21 protein-coding genes and 1 pseudogene are annotated in these 24371 nt (G+C 59.9%); 7 read left to right on the forward strand and 15 right to left on the reverse strand.

Annotated features, from left to right (window positions below; all coding sequences use genetic code 11):
• Window positions 1–54: 54 nt before the first annotated feature.
• The 3 genes from MXB53_RS01330 to MXB53_RS01340 all read right to left on the reverse strand — a co-directional run bounded on the left by MXB53_RS01330 (window position 55) and on the right by MXB53_RS01340 (window position 8192).
• Window positions 55–3810, reverse strand: coding sequence for a UvrD-helicase domain-containing protein (locus tag MXB53_RS01330; RefSeq protein ID WP_248895417.1), 3756 nt, complete (start codon window positions 3808–3810; stop codon window positions 55–57).
• Window positions 3810–6860: a PD-(D/E)XK nuclease family protein gene (locus MXB53_RS01335; protein WP_248895418.1), complete on the reverse strand. Its 3051-nt coding sequence runs from the start codon at window positions 6858–6860 to the stop codon at window positions 3810–3812. The genes MXB53_RS01330 and MXB53_RS01335 overlap by 1 nt, the downstream gene beginning before the upstream one ends.
• 612 nt (window positions 6861–7472) lie before the next feature.
• The gene (locus MXB53_RS01340; RefSeq protein ID WP_248895419.1) at window positions 7473–8192 is read right to left on the reverse strand and encodes a DUF6884 domain-containing protein; all 720 of its coding nucleotides are present in this window, start codon (window positions 8190–8192) and stop codon (window positions 7473–7475) included.
• Between the two features lie 59 nt (window positions 8193–8251).
• Between MXB53_RS01340 and MXB53_RS01345 the strand changes: the two genes are divergently transcribed.
• The gene (locus tag MXB53_RS01345; protein ID WP_248895420.1) at window positions 8252–8962 is read left to right on the forward strand and encodes a GIY-YIG domain-containing protein; all 711 of its coding nucleotides are present in this window, start codon (window positions 8252–8254) and stop codon (window positions 8960–8962) included.
• A 175-nt stretch (window positions 8963–9137) separates the two neighbouring features.
• Here the strand turns inward: MXB53_RS01345 and MXB53_RS01350 are convergent, their stop codons facing one another.
• The 3 genes from MXB53_RS01350 to MXB53_RS01360 form a co-directional block, all read right to left on the reverse strand.
• Window positions 9138–10430 (reverse strand): hypothetical protein, encoded by a 1293-nt coding sequence (locus tag MXB53_RS01350; protein ID WP_248895421.1) that lies wholly within the window; start codon window positions 10428–10430, stop codon window positions 9138–9140.
• 121 nt (window positions 10431–10551) lie between these two features.
• Entirely contained in the window at window positions 10552–11478 is a 927-nt protein-coding gene (locus MXB53_RS01355) for an ArdC-like ssDNA-binding domain-containing protein (RefSeq protein ID WP_248895422.1), read from the reverse strand.
• A gap of 84 nt (window positions 11479–11562) precedes the next feature.
• A complete protein-coding gene (locus tag MXB53_RS01360) occupies window positions 11563–11910 on the reverse strand; it encodes a DUF8013 domain-containing protein (RefSeq protein WP_248895423.1) in 348 nt (115 codons plus the stop codon).
• A 257-nt stretch (window positions 11911–12167) separates the two neighbouring features.
• Between MXB53_RS01360 and MXB53_RS01365 the strand changes: the two genes are divergently transcribed.
• Both MXB53_RS01365 and MXB53_RS01370 read left to right on the forward strand, forming a co-directional pair.
• Window positions 12168–12599: a hypothetical protein gene (locus MXB53_RS01365; RefSeq protein WP_248895424.1), complete on the forward strand. Its 432-nt coding sequence runs from the start codon at window positions 12168–12170 to the stop codon at window positions 12597–12599.
• Between the two features lie 53 nt (window positions 12600–12652).
• Window positions 12653–14017 (forward strand): annotated as a pseudogene (locus tag MXB53_RS01370) (restriction endonuclease).
• A 13-nt stretch (window positions 14018–14030) separates the two neighbouring features.
• Here MXB53_RS01370 and MXB53_RS01375 read toward each other — a convergent pair.
• The 4 genes from MXB53_RS01375 to MXB53_RS01390 form a co-directional block, all read right to left on the reverse strand.
• Entirely contained in the window at window positions 14031–14606 is a 576-nt protein-coding gene (locus tag MXB53_RS01375; RefSeq protein WP_248895425.1) for a hypothetical protein, read from the reverse strand.
• 82 nt (window positions 14607–14688) lie between these two features.
• Entirely contained in the window at window positions 14689–15084 is a 396-nt protein-coding gene (locus MXB53_RS01380; protein WP_248895426.1) for a DUF7567 family protein, read from the reverse strand.
• Between the two features lie 76 nt (window positions 15085–15160).
• Window positions 15161–15526, reverse strand: coding sequence for a DUF7568 family protein (locus MXB53_RS01385; RefSeq protein ID WP_248895427.1), 366 nt, complete (start codon window positions 15524–15526; stop codon window positions 15161–15163).
• Window positions 15527–15532: 6 nt separating this feature from the next.
• Entirely contained in the window at window positions 15533–16024 is a 492-nt protein-coding gene (locus MXB53_RS01390; RefSeq protein ID WP_248898051.1) for a DUF7995 family protein, read from the reverse strand.
• 195 nt (window positions 16025–16219) lie between these two features.
• Between MXB53_RS01390 and MXB53_RS01395 the strand changes: the two genes are divergently transcribed.
• Both MXB53_RS01395 and MXB53_RS01400 read left to right on the forward strand, forming a co-directional pair.
• Window positions 16220–16831, forward strand: a complete 612-nt coding sequence (locus MXB53_RS01395; RefSeq protein WP_248895428.1) for a hypothetical protein — start codon at window positions 16220–16222, stop codon at window positions 16829–16831.
• Window positions 16824–17651 carry a nucleotidyl transferase AbiEii/AbiGii toxin family protein gene (locus MXB53_RS01400; protein WP_248895429.1) on the forward strand — a complete coding sequence of 276 codons (828 nt, stop codon included), beginning with the start codon at window positions 16824–16826 and terminating at the stop codon, window positions 17649–17651. The genes MXB53_RS01395 and MXB53_RS01400 overlap by 8 nt, the downstream gene beginning before the upstream one ends.
• 13 nt (window positions 17652–17664) lie before the next feature.
• On the opposite strand, the gene MXB53_RS01405 is transcribed toward MXB53_RS01400, so the two are convergent.
• Window positions 17665–18609 (reverse strand): transcription initiation factor IIB, encoded by a 945-nt coding sequence (locus tag MXB53_RS01405; RefSeq protein WP_248895430.1) that lies wholly within the window; start codon window positions 18607–18609, stop codon window positions 17665–17667.
• A gap of 337 nt (window positions 18610–18946) precedes the next feature.
• Here MXB53_RS01405 and MXB53_RS01410 point away from each other — a divergent pair, with 337 nt between their 5' ends.
• The gene (locus MXB53_RS01410) at window positions 18947–19402 is read left to right on the forward strand and encodes a hypothetical protein (RefSeq protein ID WP_248895431.1); all 456 of its coding nucleotides are present in this window, start codon (window positions 18947–18949) and stop codon (window positions 19400–19402) included.
• A gap of 5 nt (window positions 19403–19407) precedes the next feature.
• Here MXB53_RS01410 and MXB53_RS01415 read toward each other — a convergent pair whose 3' ends face one another.
• The 3 genes from MXB53_RS01415 to MXB53_RS01425 all read right to left on the reverse strand — a co-directional run bounded on the left by MXB53_RS01415 (window position 19408) and on the right by MXB53_RS01425 (window position 22654).
• Window positions 19408–20628 (reverse strand): hypothetical protein, encoded by a 1221-nt coding sequence (locus MXB53_RS01415; RefSeq protein WP_248895432.1) that lies wholly within the window; start codon window positions 20626–20628, stop codon window positions 19408–19410.
• Between the two features lie 274 nt (window positions 20629–20902).
• Entirely contained in the window at window positions 20903–21778 is an 876-nt protein-coding gene (locus MXB53_RS01420; protein ID WP_248895433.1) for a DNA-binding protein, read from the reverse strand.
• A 612-nt stretch (window positions 21779–22390) separates the two neighbouring features.
• The gene (locus MXB53_RS01425; protein ID WP_248895434.1) at window positions 22391–22654 is read right to left on the reverse strand and encodes a HalOD1 output domain-containing protein; all 264 of its coding nucleotides are present in this window, start codon (window positions 22652–22654) and stop codon (window positions 22391–22393) included.
• Window positions 22655–22775: 121 nt separating this feature from the next.
• Here MXB53_RS01425 and MXB53_RS01430 point away from each other — a divergent pair, with 121 nt between their 5' ends.
• The gene (locus MXB53_RS01430; RefSeq protein WP_345779686.1) at window positions 22776–23036 is read left to right on the forward strand and encodes a MarR family transcriptional regulator; all 261 of its coding nucleotides are present in this window, start codon (window positions 22776–22778) and stop codon (window positions 23034–23036) included.
• Between the two features lie 48 nt (window positions 23037–23084).
• Here MXB53_RS01430 and MXB53_RS01435 read toward each other — a convergent pair whose 3' ends face one another.
• Window positions 23085–24323, reverse strand: a complete 1239-nt coding sequence (locus tag MXB53_RS01435) for a phage NrS-1 polymerase family protein (RefSeq protein ID WP_248895436.1) — start codon at window positions 24321–24323, stop codon at window positions 23085–23087.
• Window positions 24324–24371: the final 48 nt, after the last annotated feature.

Below are 24371 nucleotides of genomic sequence, written 5' to 3' on the forward strand. Positions count from 1 at the left end.
ACCGCGTTAAATCCTCCAACTCCGTGGCTATCTCTGTAGATGAGGTCGTGTTACTCACAGATGAGTCGAGAGTCGCGAACAGACGGTAGCGTCAAGCTCAGTTTCCAGATCTTCGAGCTCCTCAGGACTCCACAGGAATGATCGTTGGGCCCCAGCCTCGGTAAAGAGCAGCGTTGCCTCGACGTCCATCTGCGGATTAGACTGGTGAAGCGCCACAGCGTACGCCTTCATCTGCCACTCGTAGTAGTCTGACTTTGCTTCGATCTGATGTGGACGTGAGATGTCGTTGGTCTTGTAGTCGACGACGTGGTATCCGCCATCCGTTTTCGAGATGTGGTCGACGTATCCGTACAGTTGTCCCGAATCCAGCATCGCTCGGACCATTTTCTCGTCTACGGTGCCACCCTCATCGAGGGAGTTCAGATACTCCGATGCCGTAGCCACGTGACGCGATATATCTGAAAGGTCGGTTTGCGTCACGTTGTCGGAGGAAACTTCGTGTTGAGTCGCGACCTGTTCGGTCAATCGCAGGAGGGTGGACTCGTCGTCGGGATTAACACGCAACTCGACGGCCTTGTGTACGACGTCGCCGAAAACGTTCCGAGGAAGACCCGTAGACTCACTGCCTGAAGAACTGGTATCTGAACCCGAATCGTTCTCTGGGGGTTCGTAAGATACGTACCGTCCAGTGTGGTCGACGACGATGTCCCCGGGCGCCCCATCCTCGATGAGCGAACCCAAGTACGACGCCGCAATATCGTACTCCGGTTCAACCTCGTACGCATCGACGTCAGGTTCCAGGGAGATGGGTTCAGCGGCATCGGTTGAGGCGGACTCTGCGCTCATTCTGGGAAACCGCACTGTTACCGGGGTTTCTCTCTCCTCCGGAACCGCTGTCGATCCGGCCACAGCGAGTTCTTCGAGAACGTCGTTGGAGAGTATCTCTGGTGCAACGATATCGTACCAGTTCGACGGTTCGCCTCGATCACCGGTATCCAGTGATTCGACCGACTCGTCGTCGCTTCCAGCGGTGCCGATCAGGAAGAGGTGGTCCCTGGCGCGCGTCGCAGCGACGTAGAGGATCCGTTTCTCCTCGGCAACGGCTTCGCGTTTCCTGGAGAAGTTGAGTCGTCGTTTGAGGATCGTGTCTTGCTGCTCGAAGACGTCAACGGTTCCTGGTGCACGGATGCCAAGCAATGGCTGCCGGTCGTCTGTCAGCGGGTCCTCGATGATTTCGAACTCAGCGATGTTCTCGCCATAGCCAGGTCGAAGGTTGAAGTCCGTCGAGAGGCCCGGGACGAATACAGCCGGGAACTCCTGACCCTTCGCGTCGTGCACGGTCATGATCCTGACGCCATCGGCATCCTCAGGTACTGCCGCTTCGCCCTCCCGGCTCGAGAGCTCGACCTCACGATCGATTCGGTCGACGACTTCTGGGAGGGTCTGTAGTCCGTCTTCGCCCCACTCTCGAAGGCGATCGCGGAACTTCTCGACGTTTGCGATAGCCTGCTGGCCGCGCTCGTCGAGTGCGAGACTCGCAAGATACCCGGTGTCTTCGATTATCCGGCCGAGTAACGCGTCCCAGGTTTCCACTAGTGGCGTCGGCCCGCTACAGCCAGCGAGTCGGCGCCAGGTTTCGATACGCTCTCGAGCAGTGGTCAGTCGGTCGTGGTCAGTTCGCTGGAGCGCGCGCCAAAGTTCACCATCACCGATGTCGTCGCGCTCGATACTATCCCAGAGGCCGACCACGTCCGTGTCTTCGAAGCCGAATAGAGGTGAGCGCAAGACGCCGAACAGTGCGAGATCATCGATTGGATCCTGAAGTACTGCGAGGAGATTCCTGATGGCCGTGATCTCCGTGCTCTCGTAGAACCCGATCCCCGAAGCCACCGTGTAGGGAACGTTGAGCGAGGCGAGAGCTCGTTCGTACGATTCGAGGTGAGTCCGTTTCCGCAGTAAAATAGCCACGTCCTTCGGTTCCAGCTCGACAGGTTCCTCGACGGGGTCGCCATCCTCGTAGCCAGTAACTTCGTAGCGCTCAGGTGCGTCATCGAGGAAAGCTGCAACCTCGGCAGCTAATGCTCGTGCATCGAGGGTGGCGCCATCTTCGGGGAGTGCACGAAGCTGGTGATCTTCAGTGAGGGCTTCCTCCCGCACTGGCCGCTCTTCCGGTACGAGGACGAAGGTCGCACCCAGGCCGATCTCGGCCTCGTCAGTTCTATCGGGGGCCAGACGTTGTGGATCTGGCTCGAAGGAAGTATCGTCCCCACGGATCCCCGGCGGCGCATCCTGATGGGTTTGAGGGACCTGGCCGAAGAGGTCATCGAACAGCTCGTTTATCGGTTCGAGAACACCCGGGAGTGACCGGAAGTTACGCGACAGATCTCTCCCTTCCCCCACCTCATAGGTTTCTTCGAGCGGTGGAACCGACGCCTGCTGGTTTGCCTGGGCGAGTCTCTCGCGTTCTACCGCATACTGTGTAACGTCAGCGCCTCGGAAGCGGAAGATGCTCTGTTTTTCGTCGCCGACCACGAAGACGTTCAGCCCGTCGTACTCGGCGTCCAGGGAGGTCAACAACTCGACCAGTTCCCATTGTCTCGGGTCCGTGTCCTGAACCTCGTCGAGCATGACGTGGTCGAATGATTCTCGAACGTCTGCCCGAACTGTCGGAGACGATCGTAGTAGATCGATACAACCGTCGATCAGGTCGGCGAAGTCGAGGACACGCTCACGTCGCTTGCGATCTTCGTATTCGTCGTGAAGATCACGGAAGAGCGATGCGAGACTAATGTAGTACGGGGCGGCGTTGCGCTCGACGGCAAGCCGTCCTGGAATGGCCCATCGTTCGACAGGGAGTGCCTCCACTAGCGCGGACGTTGCTTCGTCGTATCGTTCGGCGTTCTCGTCGTCCCAGTCGTCATGTCCGCCGTAACACCAACTGTCCCAGCTACCATAGTACGGCGTTCGGTCCGAGGTGAGAGCTTCACAGAGAGCAGCTGCAGCGTCATGGGTAGCGACGTCATTCAGAGCCGCGCCGATGATATCGTGCGTCTCGACGGCTGTTGCAACGTTCTGGGCGATACTGATCCGATTTCCGCCCGCGCTCTCTTCGTCCGCCACCTGCCGGATGTCCCGGAGTGCCTCCTCGACGTCTGGACGGTCAAGTAGCGTCCGTGCTTCGCCAACGTCGATAGGTGAGTAACGCTCGCGGACGAATTCGACGTAGTCCGACGGCTCTTGATCCGCCCACTCGTCCGCCCATTCCCGAGCGTGTTGATGTTCCTCCAGTAAATCCCCGAGAAGGTCTTCCAGCCTGTCTCGGTAGTAGATATGAGTCAACTCCTCGATTCGTTCGTCGTCCAGGTGATCCTCAACGAACGACTCCACGGTCTCGAGTTGGTGTCCCCGGGCCGCCGTCTCTTCGATGACGTCGAAGCCGACCGGGACATCGGCTTCGAGGGCATGCTCATGGAGGAGTCGCGAACAGAAGCCGTGAATCGTGTGGATGTACGCTTCCGGGAGTGCATCGTGGTACTCACGCCACCGTTCGTACCCATCGCCATCTGTTTCGTCCAATCGATCGCTAACGGACTCTCGTACCCGCTCCTTGAGTTCTGCCGCACCGCTTTCAGTGAAGGTGATTGCGGCGGTCGAATGCGGGTCGGCGTCGGTGGTTTCGAGAAGCTTCAGATACCGCATCGCAAAGGTCGTCGTCTTGCCACTGCCGGCCCCGGCTGTGACAGCATAGTTGCGGTCGTGGGCCAGAGCCGCCAGTTTCTGTGGGTCTTCCAAGTGCCTGAACTCCACCATTAGTCATCCCCCATTGGAGCGTATGCGTCGAGCTCCAGTTCTACGTCCCGAGCCCGCTCCGAAACGTAGTGGCGGGTTTCGTCCAACCCTGCGATGGTGTCTTGCTGATGGTGGTGACGAACGTCGCAAGTATCCCTGAAGGAGCAATCCTCACAGTTCGCGAGGTCCTCGGAAAGCAGCGTCGGGTGGAAGGCTCCGTTTTCGATCCCGGTCGCGATCTTTCCAAGACGGGCAGGAGTTACATCGCGAACGAGACGGGTGAACTCTCTGCGTGAGTCGAACGGCAGCCGCCAAGGCTGCGACGGCGGCGGAAGCATTGGGGTGCCAGTCTCGTCATCGACGGCCTCGCGGGAGGAAACCTTTGCAGTGGTGGCGCCGATGTCCTCGGGCGATTTGAGCTTGTAGTACGAGCCACCGAGCATCTCGTGAGAAATCCCAGTTTCCTCTTCCAAGACGGACTCAAGGACGAGCCCATACATTGGCAACTGGAGCTTCGTTCCGAGAGTGACATCGTTCCGGGACGGCGTGCTACCGGTCTTGTAGTCACGGACGTGGATTCCCCGCGAGTCCCCATCGACGACGTCGACCCGATCCGCGATCCCGTGAACCTCCACCTGGCCGTGTGGGGTGTCTACGCTAACGGGCCCGTCCTGGAGTAATTCGACGTCTTCGTAATCGAGATTTATCGCGGCCTCGAAGTAGGTCGCTCGGGCTTGAGCCGATTCGTGGGCGGCGAGCTCCTCGTCGAGAAAGCGGCCGAAAAGACCTCTCACGTCATCGCTACCGTGCGTTCCATAGTACGGGTTGTCCACGGGCGATCCGAGTCCGGCGAGTAATCGAGTGACTGTTCGTTGGGCAAACAGCGTTTCGACGTCGCCGAGAGTATCAAGTCGGTCGAGGGCTGCGTGGAGTAGCGCATCCTCGAGGCGGTCCTCGTCGAACCGGTTCAGGTCGACGGGGACGTGGGTGTCCTCACGGAGTTCGCGGTAAAATTCCGCCAGCACGTCGTGTACGTAGGTTCCCCGGTCGGCACGACTGATGTCGTTTTCTTCGCCGTAATCCTCTTCGAAGCCGAGAACGCGCTTTGCCAGGAAAACGAACGGGCACCTCGCGTAATCTTCCAGCGCACTGGGGCTATACGGACCCCGGCGCCAAGCTGGGAACACGTCGTCGAGGATCTCCTCGATCTGTGCATCGTGGGCGGTCAGTTCAGGCCGAGAACGTCGCCAGGCCGTATTCAATCCCTGAATAGCGAAGGCTTGAGCATCATCTGAGAGGGCCTCGGCGGTGTTCAGGCCATCAACAGCACGGGTCGGGGAGTCGAACTGTTGATCTCCAGCCCACGTTGCATATTCTCGTTGGACGTCTTCAGCGGAGACGATGGGTGCTCGGTCAGACGGCTCTTCGGATTCCTCCGGTGCTTGGACGGATTCCTGGAGTTCCGATACCACCGGTGCGGGGACGTGTTCAGTACCGTCGACGGTGTGGCGGGGCGTCGAGAGGACTACGTTTCCGGACCCGGTCAACAGCGTCCCCAAGATGTACCGTGCTCGTCGGCCGGTATGGGCCCGGCTGAACTCCTCGTCGGCATCGTTGATTGCGCCAAAGAACGCCATAGTGTCCTGTTCGCTGGGGAAGTAGCCTGACGTCAATCCCAAGACGAATAAGTGATCGAACGACGTCATTTCAGCTTCGGCCAGCGGAAGGACACGGACGTATCCATCTCGTTGGTCTGGCCCACCCACGAGCTCCGCTCGGAGTGCCCGACGGACGCGGCCCGGTTGGTCGCCATCAGGAAGATGAGGGGCGATCGTTTCGAGGGACGAGAGCACAGTCTCTATGGACGACCACGCTGATTTTTCGTAAGCAGGCCGGTGTGACCCGGTTGGTTCGTCCGGCGAACCATATCCTTCGACGGCATCTTCGATGCCGAGACGCGAAAGCATCTCTCGAAGCGACCTCGCGTACTCCGCGAGGGAATCGTCAGCTGGGGTGACCGCGTCGTTGAGACGGACGATACCCTCTGCTGTCTCAGTGGCTCCAGCCTCTTCGAGTTCCTCGAGAATTTCCGGAAGCGAGTCCGTAGAGGCATTGTCTCGGGCAGAGTTGAGAGATGGCGCGTCGATGTCGAAGTCACTCAACGAAACAAAGACGTTCGAGCAAAGGGCTCCGAGTGAGCTGCCCTTCGGATCGTCGTCAGCGAGGTCGAGGAGCGTTTCGAGAGCACCCCCGACGAGCGTCTGTTCGATACCGATGTCGTTCGTGAACGTGAACGGGACATCGTACCCGGTGAGCGTTTCGCTCAAGATGCCCCGGTAGGTCGACCGGTCGGTAACAACGATGCCGATATCGGCAGGCTTGACGCTATCACGCGCAAGCAGCTCCCGAACGCGTCGAGCGGTCGTCCGCACCTCCTCTCGTTCCGTCGATGGCTCAAGCCATTCTATCCCCACGTCGGTTGGGTAGTACGTTGATTCAGTGTGAGTGGGGGTTTGGAGGCTTCTGACGGCGTCGATTCGCTCGTGGTCAGTAGACGTTGGGGTACTGTAATCGAGTGTAAAGCCGATCGAGAGAAACACCTGGAGTGCGCGTTTTACACCGAGATCGATCCCAGTACCGCTCATCGAATCGTGTACAAGCGGGACGACCGCTACAGTAGGACGATTCCTCGCGATTCGGGCGATTGCCTCTCGCTCAGCGGGCGCAAGTCGAGTCAACCCGTCCAAAATTACAGCGTCGACGGAAGCCGGGAGTGTGTCTACGAGGAGTTCCTGGTCAAGTAACTCCAGGTATTGTTCCGGGGCTTCTGCCGTCCACGACGGGTGGATTTCGTCACGTAGCTCTCGATACGCCGAATAGAGATCGGAGACGGTCGTTGCCTGCTCGGCGAGTGCTCCGTTAAGGGTGTCAGGTTCCTCGTCGCGGAACGATCCATAGAGCTCGGGATCGATCCTCTCATCGCCCATCGTTCCCGCGCAATGTAGTGCGTGTTCGATTGCATCTGAAGAGGAGTACCCGGCGTACTCAAGTAACGAGAACAACCCCTGCACCTGATCAACGAGGTCGTTCGACGGCTGTTGAACGTTGGAAAACGGGCCACTATCCGCCTCGAATCGTTCGATTGTTGCTTCAACGAGACGAAGCCGATCAGGCTTCGCCAGGGAACTCCTGGCAACTGAGGCACTCGCCCGTTCGTACAGCGTACCGATGTGCTGGTCTACCGTTGTTGCGGTGAAACGAACAGGATCTTCCTCTTCTCGCCATTGGCGTGAAAGATGGTCCGCTCGTTCGCGACTTTGTGTCAAACAAAGAATGGTGTTGGGATCATCCGCAGCCGTATCGGAAGCCCAGCTGAATGCTCGCTTTGTCGCTTCGGCCGGATCGGGTCCTGAAATCAGCGAGAAAGGCTCGGTCACAAAGGGTCACTACAAACAACTTTCTAGCCAGCCATATCAATGTAAGGCAGTAGTAGATTACGTACCAATTCATGAAGGACCGGTTGAAATGGTGCCAAAGGATCCTCTTCAGGAGATATCTCCTCGCCTGGTTGCACCTATTCAAGATGTTTCGAACTGTGGGGCTTCGACTTTAACCCGAACCGCGGATCCAGTTGTGACGACCCCAAGTTCGGTCGCTCGCACAATACGTCAGCAAATTCAAATTCAAATACAGAGACTCTTTTCCCGGACAGATGCTGCATTTTCAAGATTCAGTAGGTCGTCGGCCGACGCCACGTTGTCAGCTACGTTCTTTAGTTGATAGCCCTTGACTTGAGTCCAGGTCGTGCCAAGCGCATCTCGTTCTGTTTCAGTCGATGGAACCCATTGACAATCACCGATTAAGTCTCGATTCCCCTCCGCAGCGAAAGCGAACGCCGTGCAGTCTTCTGGGATCGACGAAAGGCTAGAGCCAGCTGCGTTCAAATAGTCCTCCCCAAGCACCACGAAAGCGACGTCAATCCCGTCATCGAGAGCCGCCTCTATCTCGTCGGAGATCCCTAGCTCGTTGGCTACTCGCTGGACTTGCTCCTGTTGTGTTAGGGAATCCGGATCGTACCCCATTCGCTCTACGCGTCGGCGGACCGAGTCCGTATTCCGAAAGGTACACTCGTAGGCGGGGAGCTCCGTATCAGGTCGGACGAGACCGAACCCAGCAGAGATAATGCGCCAGTCGACATCAGCAATCGCCTTGAAGCGATCAACAGCCTCTGTTACGTGCCCATGCTCGTCCCCAGTATACAGAGACCGCGCCGGCAAGGACTTGTCTGGATGCCTGTTGACCAACTCCTCCTTCGATGAGCCATCGATGTCCGCGCAGGTTACCACCTCGTCGACCGCCTTCTCCCCGGAGCATGCGGACAGAATCAAGATGCTAGGTCCCATGTGATTGTGCTCATCGGTTACCAGGAAAATCTTGGTGCTTCGTGACAAACCCTTCGCCAATGTCCAGATTGGACGATCTCGACCGGTTCTATGGCCTCTTGGAGAATCTCGAAGAGCGTGTCGACGGGATGCAGCGATTGCACGAATGCACCGGTTACATGAATTGGCCCGACCGCGGCGTCTACTTCTTTTTCGCCGACAACGAGTGGCGGAGAGATACCGATCACCGTCGGCTCACGAGAGTCGGGACCCACGCCGTATCGGCCGGTTCAGGCACTTCTCTTTGGAACCGCCTCCGGACCCATCGCGGTGCGAATAGCGGGACGTACGAGGATGGCGGAAACCACCGTGGGTCGGTGTTCCGAAAGCGTATCGGCGAGGCCTTGATCGAGAGAGATGACCTCTCTAACGAGTACCCTCACTGGGGAGAGGGGTCGAGCGCGGGCCGGGAGCGACGCCTCAGCGAGTTGGAACATGAGCGCAGAGTGAGCGAATCCATCAGAGAGCTCCCATTCCTCTGGATCAACGTAGACGATGAGCCCGGACCAGAAAGTGACCGGGCCTATATCGAGCGGAACGCGATTGCCCTCGTTAGTAACTTCGAATGTGAATCGATCGATCCACGGGATGAGGACTGGGTGGGGCAATCGAGCCCGTGCGAAGAAATCCGTCGGTCCGGTCTGTGGAACGTGAACCACGTCGACGAAGAGTACGACCCGTCATTTCTCGATCGATTAGAAATTGCCGTCGAAGAAACAAAGCCACTCTAAGCACTCGAGGGTCGACAAACGCCGACTCGGAAGCTCCGAGACATGGATCTGATTGACCGAACCTCTCGTCAACGCAATCATAGTGCGCATTACCCGTTCCGTCCGCCCGTCTTCCGACCATCTCGATGGACGATTCCGGTCGGTCGAAGTACGGGTGATCGTTTGATCCACCCGGTTAGTCGCTAAAATGCTCGTACACGGGAAGAAGTGTCTCGAAGAATTCCAAGGTGTGGTCGACCAGTTCCTTCTTGTCGATGAAATCTGAATCGTAGGGGATCTGTTTCTCAATTACGAATGACTTCTCTTGGCCAATTTCAGCGTTCGTGGCCTCCCGTACGGATCGCGAAATGAGGGACAATCGTTGGTCAAGTCCCGTCTCGTCGGTCATTCCGGGAGCATACACAACGGAATCCGTGGGAAAGGTGAATGTGTCATAGAAAGAATCATTCGGTTGTTGAATGTTCCGCTGGTAGCGCATGTAGATGAATGGGTTATCATCGGTAGTGAGCTGGATGTCCTCCAGATTCTGCAGGGCCGATTTCATGACCCGAACAAACTCTGGGGCAGGCTCAATAGCTCCTCTTTGAGTGATGTTCCCGACGACTCGTCTTGTGATGTAGAGCTGGACACTGAACCGGCCAGCGTGCCAGAATCCCGCGGAGAAGTGATTCAGTTTGGGGAAGGGATAGTCCTTCAGTGCCTCCTCCTCGGCGAGGTGGACTTCTCTACTCTTCTGATTCGATGTAGCCATGAACGCTTCGAGTCCATAGGCATCCCGTTTATCGTATAGAGACTGGGAGAAGATTCCCGTATTGTTCTGGTCAACTCCACGGAGGAGTTCTTGCTTGTACTCTGTACTTCCTGGACCTCTCAGTCGTTCTCGGTCGAATCCTCTGAATGGTACCATTCTCATCAGCTCCAGGTAATCGGTGAATTCCTTCAGTAGAAACCGGTCGACATCACGTGCTGCTTGATCTCGGTGGACTTCCAGCAGTTCATAGGCGTCCAGCCAGCTTACTCCGTGGCACAATTGGTCCGATTCAATACCGAGTTCGCCACGATATTTCCCCATCTGTTCATGGCCCAAGGTATCCCGCTCGGTCTTGACCTCGATAACGATCGCAATGGGTGAGTCCTCCGAATGAATAGTAATGACACCATCCACCAGACCATCACCGGACTGTGGCTCTGCATCCGCTGCAACATTCTGTCCTTCGTAGGACAGCCCCACAAGGTGGACGAATTGGTCAGTTGGGGCGATATCATCTAACCCAACCTGAGCATCGTATTCGAACTCTGCGTTCTCGAGATTCAGATCAAGAAATTGCTGCAGAAACTCATCGGTAAGTCGGTCCTCCGACTCCTGAAGGATCTTCAGGAATCCCTTCGTGGTATTGTTCTCCAGTTGCTCCTTCCCCTCGTCATTGGCCCGCTGGTACCAGAAGAGATTGTCCCACTTGGCTTTCACACACTTGGTGTAGACGGTTACCTACACATATAGATTCAGGAGCGACTGATCCACGATGACTCAAATTTTGTCCTACTCCCAAACATATCTTGGATTTCCTTCCGCTTTCGAAGGTCCAGCCTCAGCCACCAAGCACCCCAATGATCTCTTCTGCCGTTCGACTGATCCGCTCGAGTCGCTCCTGAATCACTTCGGTATCATCGGAATTCCACGCCGCCAGATAGAACGCCGACCCGCTCGTGTCGAGCCCGCAGTATCGCCCGACGATGTACGCGACCGCTTCGGCCTCGACCTCCCGCTTTGCACGCTCGGTCCCGTCGTCGACGTCGAAGTGTAGCAGGGCATGCGCGAACTCGTGAAGAAGCGTCACCGCGAGGTCGGCCTGATTCTCTCGGTCCTGCACTTCGACGAGCGGCTGGAGCGAATGCGGGCTCCGATCGGTGCAGACACCTTTCGCAGCCCCATGCTCCCACTCGTCGGCCGGAACGATCCGGACGTCGACGCCTAGTTCGTCAGCCCCGTCACACAGCGACGACACGAGGTCTCCGACTTCACCGGCTGCTTCCGTGTCGAGATCGGGGAGTGGCTCACCCTCGGTCTGGGACACGTCGAACACCGTGGTCGGTTTGAACCCGACGAGGCCCTTCGACCACTCCTCGGGCGGCGTCTCGTCGTATTCGCAGTCACTACTCTCGTGATACGAGGGAGAGTTCCCGCAGTCAGGACACTGCTTGGCGATGATCGGCGCCCAGATCCAGATCGCCTGCTCACCTTCCCGTACGTGCCGATCGAACTCCGCCTGCCACGTCCGGTACCCCGCGACCTTCGTCGCTTCGGGACACTGGAGCTTGATGAGCAGTGAATTGCGGTGAGAGTAGTCGTGAAAGCGACTCTGGACATCGAGCCACTCTCGGAACTCCTCGCTCGCGGCGGCCTCATCGACGAGGTCGATCAGCTCCTCGACCCACGCCTCGAGCTGGCTGTGCATCTCGTCGTACCGGCTGTCGGCATCATCGAAGGATGCCGCCGGCTGATTGGTCGTACCCATGGATATCACCGAACGAAGTCGGCACTCGCTGCATCTCAGCGAGCGCCTCGCCCCTCCTGGGCGCAGAAAAACTCGCGGTGGCGATCACCGCAGTTCGTGTTTCTCGGTTGCAAAGCCCACCGAGACGAGATACTCGAGGAACTCGTCGAACTGGACTACATCGCTCGGTGCGTCGGTTGCGAGGTGGTGTGCCCACTCGATGGCCCACCGAAACGCGGGATCCGTTCCACCGTTGCCGTGGACGTACCACCAGCGAGCCGCTTTAAGAACGACGAGTGGGTTCGTCGGTGGGTGCGCGCCGGCGAGCCCACGCGTGATCGACTCGATCTCGTCGGGAACCTCGGTGGGATCGACGTCGCCTGATTGCGTGTTCGCGATATCGACCGGAATGTCGTCGATCGAGACGTTATTCGCACTCTGTTGTTCACTCACAGGAAGTCACCTCTGAACGAGGACCCTCGGTGGAGCCCTCGCCCTCTCCGACGGGCGCGAAAACCGCTCGCGGCGTCACGCTGGGGGAAGTTGACGCTCTGCTAGCCGGCGTCCTCTCGATGTTGGTTTCAGCGCTAATACTGTATATCGGGGATGTATCGAGCACGACTTCCGGGACCTATCAACGGTTTCTGAGGTCAACGAGACTGCTAATCCAAATTTGGATTTATACCTCCTTTCGATAGGGGTACTGACCCATGGAGAACTGTAAATACTGTCAGCAGAACCAGGTAGTTCCCGTCCTTGACGAAGAGATTGAACAGCGACCGCGGCCTGGAAACAAATTCCGGCGGTTCTGTCAGTCCTGTGAACGCTGGCTCCCGATGTGTTCCGCGAAATATTTTCGAACGCATCCCACTCCCCATGTTCTCCCGATCGACGAAGAGAACCCGATTCCCCTCTCTGAGTCCGAAACAGTTGAGAGGTATCCGATATCGGCCCTTGCCGGAAGAACAAGCGAGACGTCCCAACCGGCTCTTGAGGACCACAGAGGAGATCAAGGCCAAGAGACGCGGGACGAGATACTGCTTGAATGCATTCTCGATCTGACGAAGGAAGGGATCATAGACAAAGAGGCAGCCCACCAGTACCTATCGAAGATGCTCAGAGGTTCAAAAAACAGGACGTAGCTGCGTTCGGCAACGTATTTGGCAGTTGCAACGTACTGTCCACATAATTCGGGATGGCTGTACTAGACGATCTCTCGGGCTTCGAGTTCGAAGACCTCATGGAGGACGTGTTCCGGAATCTCGGCTACGTGAACGTCCGCCAGGCCGAGCGCACGGCCGACGAGGGCCGGGACGTCCTCATGGAGGAGGTCGTCGACGGCACCCGGCGGTCGATCGTCGTCGAGTGCAAGCATACCGCGACCGCCGGCCGCCCGGTCGTCCAGAAACTGCACTCTGCGATCGCCACATTCGACGCCGCCGGCCCGAAACGCGGCATGGTCGTCACGACAGGCCGCTTCACGAACCCCGCCCGGGAGTATGCCGACCGGCTCCAGCAGAACGACGACCCCCACCCCATCGAACTCATCGACGGGCAGGACCTCCGGGAGATCGCCGACGAGATCGGGCTCGACCTCTACAACGGCCGTATCGAAATTCTCTGTGACGAAACGCTCCGTCCGCACGACCCGACGACGCCTCGTTAGAAGCCCGTCGACGACGCATTCAGCGACATCGAGAACATCGACGCCGTTGACCGCCCCGACCCACACGCGGAAGTGGCCTTCCGCCCAGTGGTCGCGATCACCGCCGACACGAACGCCGTCTTCGAGACCTCCGTCGGCGTCGTCCACCGGATTAACGAGCGCACGGAGTTCGTCGCGCACGCCGACCGGGGACGTCCCGACGTCGCCGACACCGAGGTTGCGACGCTCGTCACTGACAACCTCCACGCGACGGTGGACCTCGACACCGAGCAGTTCCAGGACACGTTCGACACGGTCGAGGAGCGCCGGTTCGGGCAGACCCAAACGGAGTACAAAGAGTGGGCCGTCGAGCGGCTCCAGCAGCACCATACGACGACGGTGACCTACACCGGCGACAACAACGTCACGTACAACAAAACCTGTGACCCGAACCGCTCGGACATCTCCGTCCAATCGATCGAACCAGTGTACCTCCCCGAGGTTCGACAGACGACCGAACTCCAGGAGTACACCTACCCTTACGAGTACTACGCGGCAGGACCGTCACGGGTGACCGCCGAGGACGGCGTCCATCGCTGCGTCCACTGTGACACGAGCGGCGTCGACGAGACGTACACGTACTGTCCCAACTGTGGGGCGATCGCCAGCACCAGCCACACCAAAACGGTGCGTCTGGAGGGCGAGCCGGTCTGCACGGGCTGTGCAGTCACTGGGCGGTTCGCACTGAAGACGAAATACTTCTACGACGAGGAGAACCTCGAGGCGTTCCGCGAGGAGTACGCCGAGATGCCGCTCCACGAGAAGGCGATGGAGAACAAGTGGCTGGCCGGCGGGAGCGTAGTCGCGACGCTGCTGCTCGTCGTTGGCCTGCTCGTCATCGGCGGCGTCATTTAGACCGGTCGCGCTCTCACGCCGGCTCAGCAACCAGCTCTTCGAGTGCGTCCTCCAGCGGACCGTGGAACTGCCAGCTGGCCCGCTCGAAGGCTTCTTCGGTTGGACCGTCCCAGCGGGGAAACGCGGAGTGACCGCTCACCTTGACGGTCCACTCTGCGGGCTCGTCGAACGCGTTCTCCGTCGGGAGTTCGACCACGTAGAGGTACTCCTCGTCACCGTGAATGCCGTCGGCCGGATCCTCAACGCCGTGGCCCAGCAGGTACAGTGGCTGGTCGAGGTGTTCCATGTTGGCCGGATCGAGGAGGTCCGCTGGCTGGACCGCGTCGATCGTTCGTTCCGAGTCACCATCCAGATAGAGGCCGACCGTCGAGAGCTTGTCGAGGAACACGAACGTCGCCGCCGTGTAGCCCGGTCCGCGTTCGGTACGAGTCGCATCGAGAAGCTCCTTCAGCTGAGTGAGATCCCTGAGGACGCTCGCCGGGTAGCCGTCCGAATGCCGGTACACCTGCGCGACGCGGGCGGCGCTGCCAGCTGTTTCATCAGGCTGTTCGACTCGTTGGACGAATCGGAGTTGGCTCCGTGTCGACATCGATACTCCCCGGCGCGTGTGCGCCGGCACCCATCGCCGGCGCAGGAACAACACCACACAGTCGTTGCGAGATTAAAATCCGCTACGCTAGATGTGACACCTCGTCTGGTTCCTCCACATCGTCGAACTCACCACGCTCGACCGGCTCCCAGTCGTCGTCAGGTTTTGGACTCCACCAGTCGACCTCGTTTGTGCCCGGTGCGCCGAGAACCTTCACCCGTGCCGAGCCGTCAGGCAGGTCGCAACGCAGTTTCTCGTCGACGTGGAGGTTCCACGTCGAGTCGGTGTCGAAGCAGGCGAGCACAACCTCCTCGTAGCCGCGTGTTTCTCGGGATTCTTGGAGTACGACCTGCGTGTTGCAGTTCTTGCAGAACACTCCCTCGAAGGGAATGTGACTGAACACCTCGTGCCCGCAAACCGGACACCAGAGGAACTCGAACAGTGCTTCGCTGTGGCGATCGATGACTTCCAGACTCATCGGTGAACCTAGCCCGCTCAGGACGGGCCACCCATCTCAGCCCAGAAATAGACCTACAGTAGTTGCGCACACATCTTCAGCGCTCAGCGCCGTATACGATTTTCGATGGTGCTTCGTAACCGCATTCGGGGCAGTCGAACCAGCGCTGTACCTTTGATCCATCTGCCGATTTCTCGCCGACGAAGACGGTTTCGCTCTGACACTCGGGACAGCACAGTTCGGGAGTCGGCCGGTCCCGGAGTGCATCCCGAAACGTGATCGTCTCCTTCGTGTCGAATCCACGCGACCAAATCGGGTAGCCGTCGACGAGAATGGCCGCGCGCCACTTGGAGGCGTACGAGTCTGGCGCTCGATGCAAGACGGCTCGCGCACCGGTCTCGGTGTTCCGGTACGCGAGTGTGGGCGTTCGACTCTCCAGGCTCCAGTTGGTGATTCGGGGCATGTCTGCTCAAAAGTGGACGTCCGCGGGCACGATCCAGAGCTCTTCACTCTCCTCGAGGAGTCGATCCAGCTGTCCACGGTGGCGAATGCCGGTTGCGTGCTCGGTGTACAGGAACACCGTCGGTCCGTCGTACGCCCCCACTTGGTGGAACGCGTGCCGGGCGAGATCCTCGTCACGCATGATCTCCTCATCGGAGAGCTCGTCGATGGCCTCCTTCACCCGGTCGAGATTGCGCTCGAACTCCTCCTTCGTCGCCTCCCACCCACGCTCGAGCAATGCCTGACCGTCATCGGAATCGACCGGGGCCGCAGTCGGAAGCTCACCCCATCGCGCCTTGCCCGCGACCGTCGTGTCCTCCTGTTCGAACGTGACAAAGTAATCGAAGACGGCGCAGGAGTGCGGGTCTGCGCCGACCAGCCGGTCGAACACCGTCTTTCCGGTGGCCAGCGCTTTGTCTTGCGTCGATGCCTCTACGATGGCGTAAATGACCATATGCATCGTACTCACCTCAACACGCCGACGCGGTGGAACGGATCCGATCGGTACCCCTGCTGCGCCGGCACCCATCGCCGGCGCAGAACAAATGAGCTGAACTGAGAAGACAGGCTTGAAACGTTCCGGTTCAGTATTTAAGTTCCTCGTAGTACCGGAATTCCGGTTACATATATAAGTATGGCCGATAACCTAGACACAATGCTACTCGAGAAACCAGCGCGTGAGCGCGGGTTCAAGAAGGAACGCCTCCACCGAGTGCTGCTGAATCACGATGCTGGTGAGCTGAGCCGCTATGCAGTCGCCAACGAGGCGGACGTCTCCACGTCGTGGGCGTACGACTACCTCGACCAGCTCGAAGATGACGGACTCGTCGAGGACACCACCGTCCTCGACCCAGCAGCCCTCTATGACCGCTGGGTGGAGACGCGGATCGAGCCGAACGCGGTGCGCGTCTCGCTCCAACAGCCGCTGGAGACCATTCGCGAGGCGGGACTCGACTATGCGCTGACGACCGACGAAGCCGAACAGGTACACCAGGGATTTCTGTTCGCGTCGACGACGGCACTCTACGTGCGAGAGGAGGACATCGACGACTGGCTGAACGTAATCGAACAGAAGGGGTTCGTCGGCGGCGGAAACACCGAACTCCGCGCAACCGACGAGCACGTCTTCTACAATACGCAGACGGTCGACGAGGTCACGACTGTCTCGGTCCCACAGTTGATCGTCGATCTTCTCGACGAGGACGGTCCGGCAGTCGAAGCCGCGAATCGCCTCCTGAAGCAATACCACGGGCTGACCGATGAGTAACGCGGATCGCAGCCAGTACGCCGAGCCGGTGACATCCCTCTCGGAAGGCGAACTGCAGGACGTCCTCTCGGCTGCCGAACCCCCCGTCTGTCTGCTCGGCGGGTGGGCGGTCCACCTCCAGGTCACGGACGGCTTTCAAGCCGCCCACGACCGCGCGTACATTGGCTCCCGGGACATTGACCTCGGGATCCACGTCGACCCAGCGTGGTCGACTGACGAACTGCAGACAGCGCCGGTTGCAACCACGCTCGAGCGTATCGAGAACGACCTCGGATACAGCCGCGGCCGGTTCGGCTTCTACCAGCAGTTCCACAGGGACACACACGAGCGCCTCGACGACGCAGCGGCGCGCGACCAGCCGGCACACAACGTCTTCCGGGTCGACATCGACATCATCCCGGATACGACAGCACTCGACGTCTTTCAGGACACCTTTGGATTTCGTCCACCGGCTGAACCCCTGCTCGAACCAGTGTTCGAGGCAGACGCGGGAGAGCCGCTCGCCGACTACGTCGACTGGGAGCAGCCGCCTGACTCGTTCATCGCCCCAGCCGAACTCCTCGCAGCGATGAAGGTCCGGGCGTTTCCGGACCGCGACAAGAGCCACAAGCAACTGAAGGATCTCGCGGACCTGCACGCACTCCTCTGGTACGTGACCGACTATGCCGACATTCGGTCAGCGGTTCGAGCACGCCTGACCGACGAGGACATTACAGCGTTCGAGTCGATGACGAGCGACGATCTCTACGACCGGACAGCCGGCCTCATCGAGGTCGATCCGACCATCGTCCGGCAGTCGATAGAGCGGCTGTTAGCTTGACGGAATCCGTTGTTCAGTCGCCGTCATCGTCGACGAGCGTACGGAGTTCGTCCCATCGTGCGCGAATCGTGACAGGGGTCACGTCCGCAACCTCGGCGAGGTCGGCCTGGGTGACCCGCTCGCACCGCTCTTGAGCTGCCATATACAGACAGGCCGCCGCGAGTCCACTCGGAGTACACCCTTGCGCGAGTTGCTCGTCGCTCGCTTTTGCTGCGAGTGCCTCCGCCCGGTGCCGTGTCCCAGCCGAGAGCCCAAGTGCAGACGCGAATCGGGGAACGTAGGCTCCGGGCGGCGTCGGCATGGCCGGGAGTCCGAGTTCGCGATTGAGGACGCCGTAGGCGTGCTCGACGCGCTCGGCGGCGACCTTCGCGACGCCACCAACCTCCGGAAGTGTGCGTGGAAGGACGTTACAGCGACACGCCGCGTAGACGCTCGCGGCGGCGATCGCTTCGATGGAACGACCAGGAAGGAGGTCCTCGCTGGATGCACTGCGGTAGAGCGCACAGGCCTGATCACGAATGCTCTCCGGGATGTCAAGCGCGCTCGCGACACGGCGCGTCTCGGCCAGGCCGTGTGCGAGATTCCGTTCGGCTTTCGAGCGCCAGCGACCGCGGTTGTGTTCCCGTCTGAGTCTGCCCAACTGGCAGCGTTTCTGCCCTGAGAGCGTGTTCCCGTTGCCGTCGGTCCTGCGACCGATTTCGGTCGACAGGCCGCGATCGTGGCGGGTCGGCGTCAGCGGCGCGCCGGTTCGCTCGGGATCTGTCTCGTCATCTTCGAAGGTTCGCCATTCCGGGCCGTGGTCGATCGGCTGTGCGTCGAGTACCAGCCCACAGGCCTCACAGAACGTTTCCACGGCGTTCGTTGTGACGTGACCGCCGCACTCGGGGCACTGGTTCGCGCTTGCGTCAGCCTGTCCGTCCTCGTCGAACGTTCTCTCGTAGATGTCTCTACTTGCCATGGTTTTCACCGGAGAACGAGGACCGCGTCGTGGCAGGGCCCTCACCAATCAGGGGCCGACAAAATTAATCTCGATGCGTTGCTGAGAGTGGCTTCAAACCGCAGGTTATGAATTTACAGCTCCGTTGAAATCATCGAAATCTGATAATACCAGCCTGCTTCATACAGTGCGCATAGTCAGTACGGCACCGGCCTGAATGGGAGCGAGGGTTATCTGTAACGACAAGCGAAGCAGGGAACAAAGGCCTTGTAGTTAGCCACATACAATTGACGTAGCCCACTCTTTTATCCTCTCCAGCTAGGTAGACCGTTTCATGCAGCGAACATCCACGGACCATGTGGCGAACCAACGGCTGGTTGAACGCGAGGCGGAACCCGGCCCACCAGCAACGGAGTACGATTCAAAGATGGTGATGCTCCGAGCGGAACGTGGTGATAACATCCAGATTGTTGACGTGGTATCCCGCCTCGGACAGCATGGCGACATTCCGTCGGAGACCACGGTTGTCAAACGTACAACGCCGTATTTTGGTCCCAAACTGGTTCTGACCACCGGCGACGAGAGCTATCTATTGACTGCACCGGGACCAGACACACAGCTTCTCCTCTGGAGTGGCAATTATCTCGACGACGGCGAACGATACGGATGGGAGAAACTCGCCGAAGTCACCGCACAGTTCGCTGATGACCAACCACAGTACGACCTCTGTCCAGAGTGCGGTCAACCGATGCAAACGATAGAACACGAACGAAAAGCGGCTGTCGGTCGGTGTCCAGGTCCGGACACCCAGTAGTTACCTCAGAACTCGCCAACGCCCGATTGCCGGAATCGCTCTTCGTCAAACCCAGCTCGTGCCTTTTTGTAAGCCGACTGTGTCTGGTCGGTTACTCCGATCTTCGTAATGACTTTCGAATAGGCCTTCTCGGACGCCAGCGCGTCTCGGAGGTCGTTGGCCGCTAACGCCTTTTGCTCGCCATTGACCAGCTTCTGCAAGCGGTACTTAGCGTTCGTGGGTGAGCGACGAACGCGAGCAGCGACACCCTCCGCGTCGAAGGCGGTTTCGTCGGGGAACACATCCGGTAGATCGCTCACCGGAATGTCACGGTAGACCCAGTCCGCCCTGTCGAACAGGCGGAACTCGGGTTCGCCATCCTCGCCCTGTTCCGATTCCATCTCCTCGAACGCTTCCTCGGGCATCCGGGGCGACACATGGCATCCGCCGATGATGTCGAAGCCGAGACCGACTGAAGCGATGTCGGAAGCAGGCCGGGCACCGATTGCCTGCTGTCTCGTACCCGGTGAGGGATTGATGGCGTAGAACAGGGTATGTTCCTCGATACCTCGGTTCGCTATGCTCTGCATCAGCGGCGCGACCATTGACAACTGCGTGCCGGTGGTCACCTTACACCGGTCGAAGTCGAAGGCGTAGGTCGTCACGTCGTGGGCCTCGTATACCTCCAGCAGATCGTCGATGAACTCCCACCCCAAGCGCGGGATGAGGCCCATGACAGGGGCGTCAGGATGTCGCTCTTCGACCTGGTTCAGGAAGGCGACGGCGCTCTTCTTGAACGAACGATAGGACGGGTCGTTGAGTCCGTCCTCGACGTTTCTCACCAGCTTCGGCATCAGGGGGATAGTGAGTATGTCGGAGTAGGCGGCGTGGATGTCCGACAGGTACTGGGCGTGGGCTACACCGAGCGTACTTGCTTCGGTGTACTTTGTGAAAGTGACCTTCAACGAGTCGTCGGGTGCGCTGGAATACTGACTTTCGAGGTCAGAGTTGATTGTACTTCCCTCGGGATCGCGCATCGCCTCATCGAGGTCGTCGCCCCCCACGGTCCGGTATAGCTCACTTACACCGCCGCTGTCTGGATGGAACTCCTCGTGCTGACGGAGTTTCCCAGGTAGCGTAGCTGCGGTCGGTGTCTGTATCTTCTTTCCCTCCACGCGGATGTTCCGTAGCGGGAAAATGCCGTTCCGGTCGAAGTCGTTGACGGTGGTGATTTTCAAATCCGTCACTGTGCTTCGATTGAAGGTACCGCAAGCATTAAAACTGAGGTCACCGAGGTGAAAGTGAAATTTTGACGTAAAAATCGTATGACTGCGTGCGGAATTGAAGCCGAAACAAAGGGGTTTTCCGGTGGAAATATGCGTCCGACTGCCCTCAGCAACGCAGTTCAAGCGACACCGGGGTCGTGGCTGCCGGCCGACCGCAGGGAGGCCGGGAGCGGAGGGTGGGGTGGCGGGGCTCGGGCCGGTTCGGCACACATCAAAAAGAGGGGCGCTTAGTCCACTACCCCTTCCACCACTGCCGGTCGCGCTCCGGGAACACGATCCGGCTGTCGTAGGTCAGTGCGATGCTGCACCGGCCCCGGTACCAGTTCTTCTTCGCGTATTTGATCTGGACGCGATCGCCCTCTCTGACCCCTTTCTGGTCGCTCTTCGACCAGCTGGTGAACTTGATTTTGCCGCTCTCGTCCGCGATCAGCCCGACCTGACTGATGGCCGAACTACTCGGTCGCCACAGCTCGATGATCTGACCGCTGACGCTCACCTCGCTGACCGGCACGTCCGGCACCTCGTCGATCGGGATGATGACACCGGGCATCTGCTTCACGGCGTCGAGCGTGTCGAACACCGCATCGGTGATTCCCTGCCCGTCCACGACCTTGTCGGCGAGGAGTCGGGCGATCGCCGCCCGACTGGGACCGTGCTCGATCTTTTCGGCAATCCGGTGTGCCTCCTGGTTGACCGTTGCGAGATGCTCTTGCGAAAGGGCTTCCCGTGGATCAGCGGTATCTCCGTGCTGTCCCCGGTCCGAGTTCGCTCTCGTCCGTCGGCGGACCTGCTCGGTGACGACCGCACGCGTGCGCTCCGCCCGTCCGTGTTGCGTTCCGAGTTCGGCCTGCGCACTGATGCGCTCCAGTTCTGCTTCCCTGGCACGAATGCGCTCTTCCTGGGCCAGCGGCAGGTGTGAGAAGTCCTGGACGATCCCGTCCGGATGGTTCGAATCCACCTTCGCCTGCGTCTCCTGCTCGACCGTCGCTCTGAGCTCCGGTGTCCCATCGACCACCTCGAAGCCGTCCTCGTCGACGCCGGCGTCTTCAGTTCGTTCGAATGCCTGTTCATCCACCGTAACGACCTTGCTACTAGAGCTGTTACTTGACATTGGTCTCACCAAAGACCGAAGGCGCTCACGCGCCGCCACCGCGATGCTCCTACATCGCGGTTTTCCGACGACGTCGACGACCGATAGCACCGACTGCGCGCTCTCGCTCGCGCCTTCGCGAGCGCCCTACCGGGCGCGAGCGAGAGCGCGCCCGAGCGAGGTGGCCCCAACCAGCAGCGCGCGCCGACCCGCCCGGAGCGAGCGTCCAGCGCATTCCCCGTTCGCCGCGACGCAACCACGTCCGTCGCGGTCGGCTTTGCCGAGGTCCGGAGGACCCGAACGGGTGAAGCGCTGGCGACGAGGGCACATGCACTTTAGCCCGGAACGGGCGCGAGCGGTGCGGAGAGCGCCCGCACGCCCGGAATGGTCGGTCGCGAGCGACGCGGAGGGCGGCAGCGGCGAGCGGGGCGGGCCGGTACGTACACATCTGTCCAGCCGGCCACGTCGCTCGGTGAACCATCCACCTCCCTGGCGGACTCAGAAAGGGCGCGGCCGCCTCGGTCGTCCCCCGACCCCGCAAGCACCGAAGGGACGAGGCGCGCAGCGTGGGTCGCGGGATGCCGAGCGGCCGTGGGCTTTCAAGGATGATCCACGGTTTTGATCGCAGACCACCTACTGATCCGTAGAATCGGACGTTTCGTCGTCAATCAGGACGTCGACGCTCTCTGGAGTCACCGCAAGGCGGTGCCCTTCCACCGTAAACTGTACTTCCACGTTTCCACCCGACGAGTTCACGATCTGTTCGAGTGCTTCGACGTCGATAGCGTCGTACAGCTGGTACTCGTCCCGATCTACCCCGCACGCTTCGAGCGTCTCGATAATCTCGACGACGAGATCCGGCGATGCCCCAGGTCCCGTGCTTGAAGAGCAATTCATCTCAACGCTCGAAACTTAGGACGGCCGGCATTTAAAGGGTTATGAGTCAATTATAGTTGCTTATAGATTTTCTGGTTGACTTAGCGCGTTCGGGATAGCGTCGGCGCAACCACAAGTGATTATGCGCTTTGACGCCGACTGGATGTCTCGCGCCGATGACCGCATTCTAGAGCATCTCTCTGAAGCCGGCCCCGATACCCCGAAAGAAATGGCGGACAGCGATCGGGTTCGATTCTCACGCCAACACATCAACGCCCGCTGCAAGACACTCGTTACCTACGGCCTCATCGTCCACCTCGGAAACGGCGTCTACGACATCACTCGTCGGGGAGAGCAGTATCTCACCGGCGAACTCGACGCTCGCGAACTTGAAGCCGAATGAACTCACCTTGTGGCAAACCTCGGTCGAAGCCGTTGCAGTCCACCGGGGCTACGTAGCATCACTTTCGAGCCACCGTTTCGTCCGGTCCCACACGGACGCCTCCCCGGCTTCGTCATCCTCCTCAGCAGCATCGACAGTGCGTGCGTCTCGGGAATTCCCAGGCTCTCGGTCACCAGCTGCAAGTGCTTCCTCAAGCCGCTCGATCTCCGCTTCGAGGGCGTCGATGCGCTCGTTTTTCCGGGCGAGCGTCGCCTCGAGTTCGTTGACCCGGGCAGTCAAGAGCCGCGTCTTCTCGGTGAGATACGCGTGACTGCGGTCGGGTTCCTCACGACCGGCCCCAGTAGGTACCTCACCTGACGTGGAACGGTCGTCATCGGCGTCGTCGCTGGACGATGGGTCGTAGAACTCCGACGTGTTCGCAATCGCCCGCTCGATGGTTTTCTCCCCGTACGTCGACCCATCGGCGTAGTGGACCTCGTCCCACTTCTCGCGCATCAGCCCGGACTGGCGGAACAGCGAATCCATCCGTGCCGCATCACCTCCCGTCCAGAACGCCAGGTGCATACACAGCGCCATGTCCGCCTCCGAGTGGGAGTCGTAGCCGCTGGTCTGTCCCCGCCAGAGCGCGTCGAATCGGTCGCCGTTCTCGGCGGCCCGGGCCCGCTCGAGCAGCTCCGAATCGTCGAGATCGACGTCCCCGACGTCAGTTCTCGGCGGGACATCCTCGTCCTCGTCGGCGTCGTCAGCGGTCGTGTCCTTGACGTAATCGGCGTGAATGTCCCGAATCGCGTCGTCGCGGCGGTCCACCGTGTTCGGCGTCGCATCGAGGTGGTCGCCGGTGACGGTGAAGAACCGGCTCGTCTCGTACATCTCGACGTCACCCGAGCGGCTCCGGCCCTCTGGGAGGTCGCCCTCGACGATGACGTGGACGCCGGTTCCCGACGGCGACACCTCCGCGTACGAGTCCAGACGGGTGACGACGTCTCGTGCCCACTCGTCGATCTTCCCGCTGTCGGGATCGCGGCAGTCGTCGAGGTCGACGCCGACGATCGGATCGTCGTCAGTGAACACGAAACCGATGCCGTCCGCGTCGGCGCCCTCGGTCGACGCGAGCGCCGTCTCGACGCTCGTCCAGGTCGACCCATCGGTCGTGGAGGCGTAGCCGCCCGTCGACGGCTCGACCGGCACCTTCGTCGCCTTGCCGTCGCGGTCCTCGCGCCGCCAGCACACCCACTGGTCGCGCGCCGTCAGCGCGTCCGGCAGGCCGTCGACGTCACGCATCTGCATCGGCATGGCCATCACCCCCTCGTGGGGCCCGAACAACCAACTCCAATC

The sequence above is a fragment of the Haloplanus sp. XH21 genome, assembly GCF_023276355.1.
GTDB lineage: Archaea > Halobacteriota > Halobacteria > Halobacteriales > Haloferacaceae > Haloplanus > Haloplanus halobius.

What these genes read in the sequence shown, in the direction of transcription:
- MXB53_RS01330 (WP_248895417.1), bottom strand. Translation starts at nt 3,810, where the DNA reads ATGGTGGAGTTCAGGCACTTGGAAGACCCACAGAAACTGGCGGCTCTG.
- MXB53_RS01340 (WP_248895419.1), bottom strand. Translation starts at nt 8,192, where the DNA reads ATGGGACCTAGCATCTTGATTCTGTCCGCATGCTCCGGGGAGAAGGCG.
- MXB53_RS01345 (WP_248895420.1), top strand. Translation starts at nt 8,252, where the DNA reads ATGTCCAGATTGGACGATCTCGACCGGTTCTATGGCCTCTTGGAGAAT.
- MXB53_RS01355 (WP_248895422.1), bottom strand. Translation starts at nt 11,478, where the DNA reads ATGGGTACGACCAATCAGCCGGCGGCATCCTTCGATGATGCCGACAGC.
- MXB53_RS01365 (WP_248895424.1), top strand. Translation starts at nt 12,168, where the DNA reads ATGGAGAACTGTAAATACTGTCAGCAGAACCAGGTAGTTCCCGTCCTT.
- MXB53_RS01375 (WP_248895425.1), bottom strand. Translation starts at nt 14,606, where the DNA reads ATGTCGACACGGAGCCAACTCCGATTCGTCCAACGAGTCGAACAGCCT.
- MXB53_RS01380 (WP_248895426.1), bottom strand. Translation starts at nt 15,084, where the DNA reads ATGAGTCTGGAAGTCATCGATCGCCACAGCGAAGCACTGTTCGAGTTC.
- MXB53_RS01385 (WP_248895427.1), bottom strand. Translation starts at nt 15,526, where the DNA reads ATGCCCCGAATCACCAACTGGAGCCTGGAGAGTCGAACGCCCACACTC.
- MXB53_RS01390 (WP_248898051.1), bottom strand. Translation starts at nt 16,024, where the DNA reads ATGCATATGGTCATTTACGCCATCGTAGAGGCATCGACGCAAGACAAA.
- MXB53_RS01395 (WP_248895428.1), top strand. Translation starts at nt 16,220, where the DNA reads ATGCTACTCGAGAAACCAGCGCGTGAGCGCGGGTTCAAGAAGGAACGC.
- MXB53_RS01400 (WP_248895429.1), top strand. Translation starts at nt 16,824, where the DNA reads ATGAGTAACGCGGATCGCAGCCAGTACGCCGAGCCGGTGACATCCCTC.
- MXB53_RS01405 (WP_248895430.1), bottom strand. Translation starts at nt 18,609, where the DNA reads ATGGCAAGTAGAGACATCTACGAGAGAACGTTCGACGAGGACGGACAG.
- MXB53_RS01420 (WP_248895433.1), bottom strand. Translation starts at nt 21,778, where the DNA reads ATGTCAAGTAACAGCTCTAGTAGCAAGGTCGTTACGGTGGATGAACAG.
- MXB53_RS01425 (WP_248895434.1), bottom strand. Translation starts at nt 22,654, where the DNA reads ATGAATTGCTCTTCAAGCACGGGACCTGGGGCATCGCCGGATCTCGTC.
- MXB53_RS01430 (WP_345779686.1), top strand. Translation starts at nt 22,776, where the DNA reads ATGCGCTTTGACGCCGACTGGATGTCTCGCGCCGATGACCGCATTCTA.
- MXB53_RS01435 (WP_248895436.1), bottom strand. Translation starts at nt 24,323, where the DNA reads ATGCAGATGCGTGACGTCGACGGCCTGCCGGACGCGCTGACGGCGCGC.